Genomic DNA, 13,512 nt, shown 5'->3' with positions numbered 1-13,512 from the left:
CCCGCGACCGCGCACGCCCCGACCACCCCGTCCCGTCGAGCGGAGCGGCCATGACCCCGAGCCCCGTCCCCCGCCTGCCCGGTTCCTCCTTCGCCGTGTTCGCGACCACCGCCGAGAACCTGGGCCTGAGCACCACCCTGCGCAACACGGCGGACATCCTCGCCGAGGGCAACCGCAGCGTCCTCCTCGTGGACGGGCGGGGCGGGGAGGTGCCGGGGGCGCACACCGGGCCGGTGCCCGAACCCCGGGCCGGGCGGGTCGTGGTGCTGGCCCGGTCCGTGGCCCAGGCGAGCGCCCTCACCCGGGACCCGATCGTGGCCCACTACGACCACGTGCTCGTGGAGGCCCCCGTCCCGCAGGCCGTCGGCTCGCCCGAGATCGCCCCGCTGCTCTCCGCCGCCGACGTGCTCGTGGTGTGCTTCGCCCTCACCGCCTGGTCCATCGACGGGGCCGCCGCCCTCGCCGAGGACCTCTCCGGACGCCGGGCCCAGGACCTGCGGCGCGGGCCCGTCCGCCTGTTGACCGTGGGCCTCAAGAGCGACATCGGGGTCCGCGACCGGCTCCGGGTCGGCCGCGAACGGGTCCGCCGCAAGTTCGCCCCCCTGGCCCAGGCGCGCGGCGAACGCGAACTGCCCTACCTGGAGATCCCCTACAACCCGCTCTACCTCGACGCCCGCGCCCTGGCCGTGGAGACCGAGGACGCCGGGAGCCTCGCCGGACTGCGGCCCTCCTACGACCGGCTCGCCGACCTGCTGCGGGCCGCCGACCGGCGCCGCATCACCGACGCCGTGGTCGTGCACTCGGGGCGGCACGCGCCGTGGGCCGCGTGGCTGCGCGACCGGCTCGCCGACAAGGGCGTCCCCACCGAACTGCGCCGCGCCGACACCCACGCCGGCGCGCCCCCCGAACCCGGCACCGCCCTGCTGTTCCTCTCGCCCGGCGACACCGACGAGGGGCTTCGGGCCGCGCTGGGAGCGCTCTCGCACGCCGACGTGCGGATCGTCCTCGTCGACGAGCCCTTCCCCGACGACGCCGCCGCCCACCACGAACGCGTGGACCTGCGCGGCGCCTCCGAACCCGAGGCCCTGCGGCTGCTGTGCGCGGGCCTGGGCCTGGACCCGACCCCGGTGCCCGCCCGCCCGCACGCCGCCCCCTTCCCCCGACTGCCCGACCGCGCCAACCTGCGCCCCCGCGCCGGCGGCCTGGTGGACCGCGACGGGCTCGTCATCGACCTGGCCGAGGCCCTCGGCACGGCCGCCGAGACCGGGGCGCCGCTGGTGCTCCACGGGCCCAGCGGCTGGGGCAAGAGCGAGACCGCCCGCGACCTGTGCCACCGCTTCGGCCCCGGCTACGAGGTCGTGTGGTGGATCCGGGCCTGGGACCGGCGGCGCGCCGTCCGCGACCTCGCCGACCTCGCCGACCGGCTCGGCGTCACCGCCCCGCCCGCCGCCCCCCTCGACCCGGGCCCCTTCGACCCGGCCCGGCCCGAGCGCCCCGTCCCGGACGCCGAACAGCCCGTGCCGGCCGCGGTGCGGGCCCTGCTCGCCCCGCCCGAGGGGCCGCCCGCCCGCTGGCTCCTCGTGTACGACGGGGCGCCCGACGCGCAGGGCCCGCGGGGGCTGATGCCCGCGCCGGGACCGCACCGGCACGTCCTGGTGACCACCCGCGTCGACCCGCCCGACACCCCCGCCGCGCACCCGAACCCGGACCCCGCGCCCGAGCCCGGGGCCCCCGTGCGCCGGGTGATGCCCCCGCTGACCGCCGACGAATGCCGGGCCCTGCTCACCGACCACGTCCCCGAACTCACCGTCGACCAGTCCCGCCGGGTCGGCCACACCCTCGACTTCGTGCCCCTCGCCCTCCACCTCGCCGCCCACTGCCTCGCCGAACGCGCCGCCGCCCACCGCCGCGACGACCACCACGACGCGGACGCCGCCCTGCACACCGCCGTCGCCGACCTCCTCGCCGAACACCGCGCCGCCAAGATCGACCTCCTCGCCGAACGCGGCACCGCCGCCCCCGTCCCCGTCATGGTGCGCGTGGCCCGCCGCATCGCCGAGACCACCCCCGGCGGCGAGGCGTGGCGCACCGAGACCTCCGGCAACCACGCCCTGCGCCGACTCGCCGACGCCGCCGCCCTCCTCACCGGCCGCGGCGCCGGCCTGGACCTGCTGCGCCACCGCGGGATCCTCTCCGAACTCGCCCGCGACGACTCCGCCGCCCCCGGCCCCGAGACCGACCCCGGCGCCGGCCGGCACCCCGACGAGATCCGGCTGCCCGACGAGCACATGGTCTCCGTCGCCCTGTGGTCCCTGGCCCGCGTCGGCCTCCTCGACGTGGACTTCGCCCGGGGCACCCCGCCCGCCCAACACCACGCCGTCCGCGACGCCATCCGCGCCGACACCGACCCCGCCGCCCGCGCCCGCGCCGAGACCGTGCTGCGCGGGGTCCTCGCCGACTACCACTCCCGTGACGAGGACCTGCCCGCCGACTGGGCCCGCGAGGTGCACGGACTGCGCATGTGGGAGGACCCCCGCCCCCGGGTCCGCCGCGCCCTCCTGCGCCACCTCAACTCCCTGTCCGCGCGCGCCGAGGCCACCGACCTCGCCCGGCTCCTCGACATCGCCGACCACGCCCGCCGCGCCTGGGCCCCCACCCGCGAGGCCGAGGACCCCTCGCCCGAATACCTGCGGCTGCTCAACCTCGTGGCCCGCGCCCACCGCCTGGGCGGCTCCTACGCCCGCGCCCACCGCTACGCCCGCGAGGCCCTGCGCGGCCACCGCCGCACCCTGGGCCTGGCCCACCCCCGCACCCTGCTCTCCGCCGACTCGCACGCCGCGAGCCTGCGCGCCCTGGGCCGTTTCGACGAGGCCCTGGCCCAGATCCGGCCCGCCGCCGAGGGCCTGGACCTGCTGCTCGGCCGACACCACCCGGCCACCGTGCAGATCACCCACAACCTCGCCCTCACCGAGGCGCTGACCGGCCGCGTCGCCGCCGGACTCGCCCGCGTCCACGAGGTGTTCCGGCACCGGCAGGACATCGGCGGCGAGGACGACCCGGCCGCCTGGGAACACGCCGACCTCCTCGCCTTCCTCTACCGCTCCACCGGCCGCTCCGGCGAGGCCCGCGACCTGCTGCGGCAACGCCTGCGCCGGATCGGCGACGGCTGGGACGGCCGCCGACTGTGGACGGAGGTCGGCCTCGCGATCTGTGAACGCCGCGTCGCCGACTCCCAGTTCACCGCCCGCGACCCCCGCTACGGCTTCGAGATGGCCCTGGAACGCGACCGCCGCGCCCTGGCCGCCTACACCGACCGCTTCGGCCCCGACCGGTACGAGACCCTGCGCTGCCGGTTCAGTCTCGCCGCCGACCTGCACGCCCTGGGCAAGGCCGACGAGGCCGAACGGCAGGCCCGCCGCAGCGGGGACGTCCTCGCCGAACGCTTCGGCACCGCCCACCCCTTCACCGCCCTCAACGACGTGCGGCACGGGGTCTACCTGCGGGCGCTCGGCGAACTCGACGGGGCGCGCGAGGCCGGCCGCACCGCCCTGGACCGGCTCGCCCTCGCCCTCGGCCTGGCCCACCCCTGGGTCGCGGCGGCCGAGAACTCCCTCGCCGCGACCCTCGCCGCCCTCGGCCGCACCGACGAGGCCGTCACCCTCGCCGAGGGCGCCCTCACCCGCCTCGACGACCTCGGCGTCGCCCACCGCCCCAACGGCCGCCGGATCCGCGCCCACCTGGCCCGACTCAACCACACCGACCCGAACCGGACGGCACCGCCGGGCGGCTTCGACATCGACCTGGAGCTGTGACCGCGCCCGCCGCCGCCCCGTCCCCGGTCCCGTGTCCCCTGCCCCGTACCCCGTCCGTCCCGAGAAAGGCGAGCCCCGTGGCCGTGCCGGCATCCCAGCCCACCGAAACCCTCCGCGAACGCCACTGGACCGCCCGGGGCCTGAACCCCATCACCGCCCTGTGCGAACGCACCGTCGCCGCCGACCCCGGCATCCGCTCCCTGGCCCACTTCAGCGGCGGGGTCCTCGACTTCGTCGTGCGCCGGGCCGGCGCCGAACCCCCCGCCGCCCGCCCCGGCACCGTCCCCGGAGACGACGACGGCGAGGCGGAGGCCGAGGCCCTGCGCGGCCACCGGCTGCTGCTGTGCGCCCAGGACCTCGGCGCCCTGCTGCGCCCCCTGGGCACCGGCGACTTGATGCGGACCGTGGTCGCCGGCGACGACGGCGCCCTGTGGGGCGGGCGCGTCAAACCGGGGGAGTACCTGGCCGCCGCCACCGACACCCCCGACGGCGTGGACTCCCTCGACAACGGCATGAACGACCTGGTCACCGCCCTGCGCACGCGCGTGCACTCACTGCCCGGCGAATTCCCCGGCGGCGACCCGGCGGCCGTCCCCGGCACCACCGTCGCCGACGACGACATCGAGGACCTGCGCGTGGACTTCGGCCGCGCCCTCGCCGTCGACGCCGGCTACGAGGAGTGGCTGCGCTCGCTGTGGCGCCTGTACGTCAACCCCACCGACCTCCAGTACGCGGGCTACTACCGGGACTGGACCCTGGTCTGCGTCGGCGACGTGTTCGACGCCCCCGACCTCGCGCCCCGCTTCCTCGACGTCAGCGTCCGCAACCGGCGCGCCGGCTACCGCGACCTCGCGCGCGGCCTGCGCGGCCACCTCGTCCGCCTCGCCGACGCCCTGCACCCCACCACCGCGCACGGCACCGGCCCCGCCGCCGGCCGCCCGTCCGTGACCCGGCTCGTGCTCGACGTGCAGGAGGGCGCCGTGTACGTGCGGTGGACCACCCCGCGCACCTTCGTCCTCGGCGTCACCCTGGACCAGAGCCAGGTCGCCAACGCCGAGGCCGGGCTGCACCGCCTCGCCGAGGCCCTCGCCGGTCCCGCCGGCCGGCCCCCGTACCCCACCCCCTGACCGCGGGCGCCACGCTCAGGGGGACGGGATAGGGGACGGGACACGGGGCGGGCGTCGTCACGGGGTCGCGCCCGCGCTGAGCGCCCCCCACACCTCCTCCGCCAGCGTCTCCACAGTCCGCGCCGCCGGCAACGCCTGCCCCGGCCCCGCCGGCCCCAGCAGATGCGTCGGCAACACCTCCACCGAGGACTCGAACTCCCGGCAGATCCTGCGCAGTTCGCCCCAGCGCCGATCCGCCGCCGGGACGGTTCGCGGCTCCCCGTGCCACACCGCCACCGCGCCCCGGAAGCGTTCCGTGAGCGTCCGCACCAACGCCGCGCAGCCCAACACCCCCAGCTCCGCCGCGCCCGCGTCCACCGGCCCCGCCGCCGTCCGGGCCGCCACCCGCCGGGTCACCGCGTCCAGGGCCGCGAACGCCTCCTGGAACCGCCGCCGCACCGACCCGGGCAGCTCCCCGAACCCGGGGTCCCCGAACGGGTCCGGGACACCGGCCGTGAACGCGCGCGGGAAGGGCTCGGCGAAGACGTCCGCCCCCGGTGGTGCCGTCGTGCCCGGGCGCGCCGAGACCCGGGCGGGCACCGGCCCCGTCGGGCTCGCCCCCGGGCGTTCGTCACGGGCCCCCGGGCCCGGATCGGGGCCGGCCAGGGCGTCCACCGCCCGCCGCAGCCCGTCCAGCCGTTCCGACTGCCGCTCCAGGTCCTGCCGCAGCCGCTCCCCGAGCCGCGCGAGCCCCTCCTCGCGCCGCCCGTCCGCCAGGCGCTCCGCCAACCGGCTCAGCGCCTCGTGCGCCGCCGGCGCGAACCCGCCCTGCCGGTAGACCAGTGGCCGCGAGCCGATCGCCCGCCCCAACCGGTCCTGCATCTCCCGCGACACCCGCCCGTTGACCACCACCAGCACCTCGCACCGCGCCGGCACCACCGCCCCGCGCAGGGCCCGCACGTGGTCCGCGATCCGCGTCACGTCGTCCGCGACCAGCACCGACGGCGTCAGCAGCACCGCCAGCCGCCCCTCCGCCGCCGGCGCCAGCCAGTACAGCACCTCCTCGGGGGTGTCCGGCGGATCGGACAGGCGGGAGGGCACCGGGTCCCGGGACGCGATCCGCCACTGCCCCAGGTCCAGCGCCTGCCGCACCTCGGAGACCACCTGCCGCACGGTCACCTTCTCGTGCAGCTCGCGCACCGCCGCCAGCACCGCGCGCGGGGTCACCACCCGGACCCCGCCCGTGTCCGGGTCCGCGCTGAGCCGCCACGCCGCCCGGCAGGTCTTCAACACCTCGCGCGGCAGCCCCTCGGTCAACTCGTGCAACAGGCGCAGCGAGCCCCGGGTGAACGGGCCCACGTCGGGCGGCGGGGTGATCGTCGAGCCGTCGGCGGCCGGACGCGGGCGCGGGGGCGGGCGGCGGCGCGCCGGCCGGTCCCCCAGGGCCGTGTAGGCGGAGACCAGTTCCACCGTCAGCCGCTCGTCGAAGGCCGCCGGCCACACCTGGAGGATCCGCTCGTGCACGCTCGCCCGCAGCGCCCGCAGCCCCTCCGGCGAGACGCAGAACACCAACAGCCCGCCCCGGCTGGTGTACACGTTCACGAGCCGTTCGAAGGCGTCCGCGAACACCCGGCGGCTGTCCTCCGGCCATTCGAGGATCTTCTCCAGCGAGTCCAACAGCAGCGCGTACGGGCTGCCCACCCGCCCGTGCAGGATGCCCTGCACGGCCAGCGCGTCGAAGACCCGGTCCGTGCCCGCCGTCGGATCGGCCCGGCCCGACCCGGCGGCGGAGGGCCCGATCGCCTCCGTGATCCCCCGCTCCCGCAGCGCCTCGGCGGGCTCCTCCCCGTTCAGCCAGTCCCACACCATCCGCGTGAACGGCGGATCCTGGAGCAGGGCGAGGGCGATCGCGAACCGGCGGTGCTCGGTCACCCCGTTGAACGTGACCCGCAGGTCCGCGTGGATCACCTCCGGATCGTGCCGCAGGGCCGTGACCACCTTGCCCGGGTCCAGACTGCCGTCGCGCAGGCCCGACACGATCTCGTCCACGACCTCCCCCGGGGCCCCGGCCGCCGGGGTGCCGCGCCGGGTGTCGAGGCGTTTGGCCGTCACGTACGCGTAGTAGTCGCGCACCAGGTCCTCGAAGGCCGACCGGCCCTCCGGGGTGTCCCCGGGCCCCCGCAGCCGGTCCCGGTACATGCGGCCCATGTCGTGCGCCGGCTCGTCCACGATCCACACCGCGGGCGCGCTCGGGTGCCCGTCGAGGGTCGCGTACACCTCGCGCAGCGCGTGGCTCTTGCCGAGGCCGAACTCGCCGACCAGGGCGATGGCCCGGCCGCGCCGGCCGCCCGCCGGGCGTTCGGCGAGGTAGTCGGCGACCAGCCGGTGCAGCTCGTCGAGGGTGGGCGTGCCGATCGTGGCGTTGCCGGAGTCGGCGGCCTCCACGGGCACGTCCCCGAGGTCCACGGTCGGGCCGAGCCGCACCACGGGGGTGAGGGGGAAGGGGTTGCGGTGCCACAGGGCGGTCTCGTCGTCAGGGGGCACGGCGGCTCTCCTCGGTGTTCCGGGGCGGTGCGGTGGAGTCGGGGACGGGGGCTCGGGGGCGGCGGCGGTGGTCGGGGTCGGCGGTCGGGGCGGTTCAGGGCGGGCCGGGGGACCAGAGCCGGCCCCGGGGCCGGGGCGGGCGCCCGGCCGGGTCGGGGGACCCGCCGCCGGCGGCCGGGGGGCGGTCCGGCGGGCGGTCCCGGGGGTGCGGGGGGCCGGGCTCGGGCCCGGGTTCCGGGTCCGGTGGGTGGGGCGGGGCGGTCGGGGCGGGGCCCGCGGAGTGCCGGCGCAGCCCGTCCAGCAGGCTCGTGCGGTCCCGGCCGGCGTGGTGCGCGAGCAGCGCCTCGGCGGTGACCCGCACGGGACGGTTCTCGCGCAACTGCCGCTCGGCCACGGCGTGGCATGCCTGCCGCAGGGCCCGCACGTCGGCGGGCTGCCAGGAGGACGGGTCGGGCGGGGGCGGCCCGTCGGGGGCGGGCTGCTCGGGGGGCGCGTACCCGTGCTGCTCGGGGTCCGGGTCCGCCGCGCCCCGGGCGAAGGCGCCCACGTCGGCGGGGAGCAGCGAGCCGAGGGAGAGGTGGGTGATCGCCGGGTCCCGGGGCAGCTCGCGCAGCACCTCGTGCGCCGTGCCCCGGTCCGCGTGGGTGACCTCCACGAACAGGAACACGCGGCTCTTCGCGTGGCCGAGGCAGGTCCGCAGGAACTTGGTGCGCAGGCCCGCGTCCCGCCACTCGATGTTCGGGACGACGACGAACAGCAGGGCGCTCTGCTCCTCCAGCAGGTCGCCGATCGCGCCGAAGGTCTTCGCGGGGGCCTCCTCGGCGGCGTTCGGGAACAGGCCGGCATCGTCGAACCGGCGGCGGAGCACCCCCACCACCTTGTCGCGGATCAGCGCGTTGATGCTGGAGGCCGGCGCGAAATCGCCGTTGTCGTCGGTGCTCAGGCCCCGGTCGCCGTTCTCGTAGCCGCCGGTCATGGCCACGATCGTGAGCAGTTCGGGCAGCCCGTCCTCGCGGACCGCCCCGCCGGTGTACTCCTCGACCCGGCGTCGCGCGAGGTGGATGCAGCGGTGGATCAGGGTGGTCTTGCCCATGCCGGAGGGCCCCGTCACCACCAGCAACCGCCCCCGGTCCACGGAGGGTTCGAGGGCCTCGTCGAGCCGCTGGAGGCACTCGTCGAAGACCCGCAACTGCTCGCCCGCGTGGTCCACGTCCACCCATTGGCGCACGTGGTCGGGTTCCTCCCACGGCACCAGCGGGTGATCGTCGCGGGGCGGCGGGAGCGGCCCGCGCGACAGCCGGTTCCCGAGCACGGGCACGCGCACCCCGTACGGGTTCACCACGCGCGGCGCCTCGGGCACCCGGGCGGTCACGCGCCGTCCCCGCGATCACCGGGGGCCGGGCGCGGCCCGTCGGTCGTCGGGGGCGGATCGGTCGACGCGGCCGGGTCGGCGGCCGGGTCGGAGGGGGCACCGGCGGGGTGGCGCGGACGCAGCGGCCGGCGGCCCCGGCCGCGGGCGGGCTCGGCCGGTCCGCGGGCCAGCTCCGCCCGTACCCGCGCGATCTCCTCCTGCCGTTCCGCCTCGCCCAGGGTCCGCCCGTTCCGGGCCCGGGGCAGCGGTCGGGCCAGCGGCAGGGCGTCGGCGGCCCGTCGTGCCTCGGCCCGGCGGGCCCGGGACCCGCCCGTGCGGGACAGCACGTGCACGAGGGCGTCCCGGGAGGCGGCGACGGGCCCGTGGTCGGTGCCGGGGGAGTGCCGGTAGGCGGCCAGATAGGCGTGCGCGGTGACCCGGAACGCCGCGGACGCCGCGTCGAACTCCTGCCGGCGCTGCCGGCGTTCGGCCGCCGCCCGCTCCCAGCCCTGCCCGAGCAGGGTCAGCAGGGCGCCCACGAACAACAGCGGTGCCTGGCGCAGCAGTTCGTCGACCCAACTCCCGTCCTGCCCTTGGTCTCCCTGCCCTTGGTCTCCCTGTCCCTTGTCGGCCTGGGCGGGGTCGGGGGAGTCGGGGTCGGGGGAGTCGGCGGCCATCAGCGCCGTGCACGCCCGAGTGAACTCCGGCTCGTACCGGACCGCCCACGTGTCGAGGTCGAGGACCTCCTCCCCGGGGGTGCGCACGAGGTCCGGGGCGCCCGAGCCGTTCGCGTCGCCCGGCCGCAGCAGCCCGAGCCGCTCGGCCGCGAGCACCAACGGCTCCCGGTGCGCCTTGCCCAGGCAGTACACCAGCCGCACGTCCCGTGCCGAGACCGGCGACGGATCCGGGGACGGCGTGCCCCCGGCCGCGAACGCCGGACCCGCCGCCCCGCAGCAGGCCGTCACGAGCAGCGCCGCCGCCCATCCGAGCCGGCGCGCCCGCGCACCCGCCCGCGCACGCGTCCGTAACCCCGCCGGCCCGCGCGCGGGACCGGCCGACGTGCGCCCGCCGCCCCCGCCCCGTGCGCTCTTCCGCTCCGTCATGAGCCCCCGTCCCTCCGGTCTCGCGACCGTCCCTCGCCGATCCTGTGCGACGCCTCTCCGCCCCCGTGTCCGACCCGCGCCGCCCCTCATCCCGCCCCGCCCGAGGGCCCCGCCGAAGCCGCCCCCGGATCCCGGTCCACAGGTCGCCGAGGCGAGGGCGGCACGTTCCCACCGGGGCCCGGCGGCGGGGAGTCCCCAGGGGGTCCGTCCCGGTGCGCGGACCGCGCCCGGTGGCGTTCACGCCGTGCGAGCAGGGCGCCCGCGCTCACGTGGAGCACGTTGACCGTGACCACCGCCGGCCCCACCACCGCCACCGTCCCGGGGAAGTCCGGCTCCAGGGCCAACGCGATCAGCACGGCCGTGATGCCGTTCTGCTGTGCCACTCCCAACAACACCCGGTCCCGCCGCTCCAACCCCCGCACGAAGAACGGCAGCACCCCCCACACCACCACCGCCTGCGCCCCGAACGCCGCCAGGCCCAGGACCAGCCCCGGCACCGGCTCCACCCCGCGCGCCAGGAACAGGCCCAGTGCCCCGAAGGCCGCGAGGTACGCCACCGAGACCGCCCGCCCCACCACCGCCGCCAGCACCGGGGTCCGCACCACCAGCCCCGCCAGGGCCACCGCGAGCAGCAGCGCGTTCCCGGCCGCCACCACCAACAGCGCCACCAGCAGCAGACCGGCGAACACGCTCACCGCCACCGGCTCCCCGCCCCGACCCACCCGACGGCCCCGCCCGCCCGTCCCGCGCCGGCCCGAGGCCGCCCGCAGGGCCCACCGGCCGGCCCACCACAGCAGCGCCGTCCCCGCGAACAGGGCCCCGTTCAGGGCCAGGTCCCCCAACCAGCCGCCGGCCCCGCCCGCCGCCACCGCCGGATCCCCCGTCCGCCCGGTCACCGCCCACGCCCACCCCGCCGCGTACAGGGTCAACAACACCGTCACCGGATCGTCGAACGAGGCCCACGCCGTCAACAACGACCGCGCCCGCTCCGACATCCGCTCCGCGCGCCCCAGCGCCGCCACCGACAAGGGATCGATCTGCGCCACCGCGATCCCCAACACCAGGTACGCGGGCCGGTCGAAGAACACCCACAACACGGCCGTGATCAACGCCGCCTTCAGCACCACCCCCAGCGTGACGGCCGCGACCACCCCCCGCAGGTCCGCCCGCAACAACCCCGGATCGATCCCCTGCACGCTCCCGAACAGGCCCACGCCCAACAGCAGCGAGGTACCCGTCAGGTACAGCGGTACGCTCACCATCGACCCGGGATCCACGAACACGCCGAGCAGCAGGCCCGCCACCATCGCGAGGACCGCGCCGGCCGCCAACGCGGGCACGGCGGTGAACACGCGCCGTGCGAACGCCCCCGCGCCGGCCCCCCGTTCCGATCCGGTCACCGGCCCTCCGGTCTCCCGCCCCACCCGAACCTCCCGACACGCCACATCGTAGGACCGCCCGCCCCGGTCCCGACAGGTGTGGTCCGGCCGCCCCGGGGCGCGGTACGCCCACCGTCGGGACCATGCCCGCCCCGCGTCCCCGCCGAACGCGGCCCGCTCCCCCTTCGGCCCGCGTTCAGCCGGTCCGAGGGGCCGGCGCGCGCACCGTGCCCACCACCCCGACCGCCGCGAGCAGCACGAACAGCCCGGCCGCCGGTCCCGGGGCCGGAGCCGTGCCCAGGGCCCACTCCCCGCACCGCACCAGCGGCGGCACCGCCAGGCCCAACGCGGCCGTGAACAAAGGGCCCTTGAGCAGGATCAACTCGTGCGACACCAGGAACATCGGCGCCGTCAACACCCCGCCCAGGACCGCCACCCCCCACCAGCCCGAGGCCGGCACCCCGCCCCAAGGCGTGAACAGCGCCGTCACCACCCCCAGCATCACCGCCCCCGCGCCCGTCACCACCGGCAGCACCCCCGACGTCGGCAGATCCGCCGCCGCCCGCCGGTACGCGTAGCCGTAGAAGGCGTAGGCCAGGGTGCCCGCGAAGGCCAGGCCGGCCCCCGCCGCGAGCACCCCCGGCCCGCCCCCGACCGCCGTCGTCCCCGACCGCCCGGCCCCGTCCGCGACCAGGAAGCCCACCGCGCCGACCCCCGCCACCACCGTCCCCGCGATCCGGTACCGCCCCGAGGGCTCCCCGAAGGCGCAGGCCCCCACCACGAAGGTCACGCACGGCAGCAGCGACACGATCAACCCCACCGGCGCGGCCCCGATCAGCCTGGTCCCGAGCAGGGTGCCCGCGTAGTAGCCGAAGAAGCCCAGCGCCGCGAGCACCGCCACCGCACCCGGCCGGCGCGCCATCGCCCGCGCCCCGGCCCGGCCGCGCGCCCGCGCCGCCGCGACCACCGCCAACACGAGGAAGGCCGAGGCCGTCCGCCCCGTCGCCACCGCCAACGGCGGCACCCCCACCACCAGCCGCCCCGACAGCAGCCACCCCGCCGTCAACAACCCGACCATCACCCCGGACAGGCCCACGACCCGCACCCGACACCCCCCGGCCGCGTCGAGGCTCAGGGACGGGCGTACAGCTCGCGCCAGGACGGGAACCGGCCGCCGGGCCCGTCGTGGGATTCGGCCGAGCGGACCGCGTCCACCACCGCCCGGCACACCACGTCCGCCGCCGCCCCCAACACCTCGTTGAACGCGGCCGTGTCGGGCACCCGGTGCGGGCCGAGCGCGAGACCGAAGACGGTGTCCCCGTCGTTCATCAGGTGCACCGGCCGGATCGACCGGGCCAGCCCGTCGTGGGCGGTGCCGGCCGCCTTGCGGACCTGCGCGCGGGTCAGCTCGGCGTCCGTCGCCAACACCACCAGGGTGGTGTTCATGACCGGGGTCGGCCCCGCCCCCGCTGCCGGCCCGCGCCGCCGGCGGGTGGTGTCACGGGCCGCCGCCAGCACCCGGCTCGCCCGCGCGTGGGTCTCCGGCGCGGGCCACACCTCCCGCCGGCCCGACCAGAACTCCCCGTACAGGGCCCCGGTGTCCGGGTCCAGCACCGAACCCGCCGCGTTCACCGCCACCAGCGCCCCCACCGTCACCCCCGAGGCCAGGGTGAGGCTCGCCGTGCCGATCCCGCCGCGCAGCCCCCCGGCCACCGCGCCCGTGCCCGCGCCCACCGAGCCCCGGGCCACGGGCGCCCCGACCGGGGTGGCCTCGGCGGCGACGGCCGCGCGCCGGCCCAGGGCGGGGTCCGGGCGCAGCCCGAAGGCGCCGCCCCGGCCCAGGTCGAAGAGGGCGGCGGCCGGCACCACCGGCACCACCTCCCGTTCGCCGGGCCCCACCACGACCCCGCGTCCGCGTTCCTCCAGCCACTCCATCACCCCGTGCGCCGAGGCCAGCCCGTAGGCGCTGCCGCCCGTGAGGACCACCGCGTCCACCCGCTCCACCAGGGCGCTCGGGTCCAGGGCGTCGGTCTCCCGGGTGCCGGGGCCGCCGCCGCGCACGTCCACGGCGGCCACCGCGCCGCCCTCCGGCGCGAGGACCACGGTGGTGCCGGTGAGGGCGCCGTTCCCGACGAGGGAGGCGTGCCCCACCCGTATGCCGTGCACGTCCGTGATCGCGTCCACCCGGTCCATGACCCGTCCCCCCACACCCTGTCG

At 77.8% G+C, this 13,512-nt stretch carries 8 protein-coding genes; 2 read left to right on the top strand and 6 right to left on the bottom strand.

Features of this window, described 5'->3' with window-relative positions; translation table 11 throughout:
• Positions 1 to 50: 50 nt before the first annotated feature.
• Together fxsT and ACN20G_RS30315 are read left to right on the top strand one after the other, a co-directional pair.
• Positions 51 to 3,812, top strand: a complete 3,762-nt coding sequence (fxsT, locus tag ACN20G_RS30320; RefSeq protein ID WP_424216435.1) for an FxSxx-COOH system tetratricopeptide repeat protein — start codon at positions 51 to 53, stop codon at positions 3,810 to 3,812.
• Positions 3,813 to 3,889: 77 nt separating this feature from the next.
• Complete coding sequence (locus tag ACN20G_RS30315; protein WP_424216434.1) at positions 3,890 to 4,939, top strand: hypothetical protein; 1,050 nt, start codon at positions 3,890 to 3,892, stop codon at positions 4,937 to 4,939.
• A 57-nt stretch (positions 4,940 to 4,996) separates the two neighbouring features.
• Here the strand turns inward: ACN20G_RS30315 and ACN20G_RS30310 are convergent, their stop codons facing one another.
• The 6 genes from ACN20G_RS30310 to ACN20G_RS30285 form a co-directional block, all read right to left on the bottom strand.
• Complete coding sequence (locus ACN20G_RS30310; protein WP_424216433.1) at positions 4,997 to 7,462, bottom strand: hypothetical protein; 2,466 nt, start codon at positions 7,460 to 7,462, stop codon at positions 4,997 to 4,999.
• A 94-nt stretch (positions 7,463 to 7,556) separates the two neighbouring features.
• A complete protein-coding gene (locus ACN20G_RS30305) occupies positions 7,557 to 8,834 on the bottom strand; it encodes a hypothetical protein (RefSeq protein ID WP_424216432.1) in 1,278 nt (425 codons plus the stop codon).
• Entirely contained in the window at positions 8,831 to 9,916 is a 1,086-nt protein-coding gene (locus ACN20G_RS30300; RefSeq protein WP_424216431.1) for a hypothetical protein, read from the bottom strand. Before ACN20G_RS30300 ends, ACN20G_RS30305 begins: the two co-directional genes overlap by 4 nt.
• Before the next feature lie 86 nt (positions 9,917 to 10,002).
• The gene (locus tag ACN20G_RS30295) at positions 10,003 to 11,316 is read right to left on the bottom strand and encodes a hypothetical protein (protein WP_424216430.1); all 1,314 of its coding nucleotides are present in this window, start codon (positions 11,314 to 11,316) and stop codon (positions 10,003 to 10,005) included.
• 175 nt (positions 11,317 to 11,491) lie between these two features.
• A complete protein-coding gene (locus tag ACN20G_RS30290) occupies positions 11,492 to 12,391 on the bottom strand; it encodes an EamA family transporter (RefSeq protein WP_424216429.1) in 900 nt (299 codons plus the stop codon).
• Positions 12,392 to 12,426: 35 nt separating this feature from the next.
• Positions 12,427 to 13,488 (bottom strand): P1 family peptidase, encoded by a 1,062-nt coding sequence (locus ACN20G_RS30285; protein WP_424216428.1) that lies wholly within the window; start codon positions 13,486 to 13,488, stop codon positions 12,427 to 12,429.
• Positions 13,489 to 13,512: the final 24 nt, after the last annotated feature.

Source organism: Streptomyces dryopteridis, assembly GCF_049606955.1.
Taxonomy (GTDB): Bacteria; Actinomycetota; Actinomycetes; order Streptomycetales; family Streptomycetaceae; genus Streptomyces.
The sequence above is the reverse complement of the archived record's forward strand: the minus strand, read 5'-3'. Positions and strand labels throughout refer to the sequence as shown.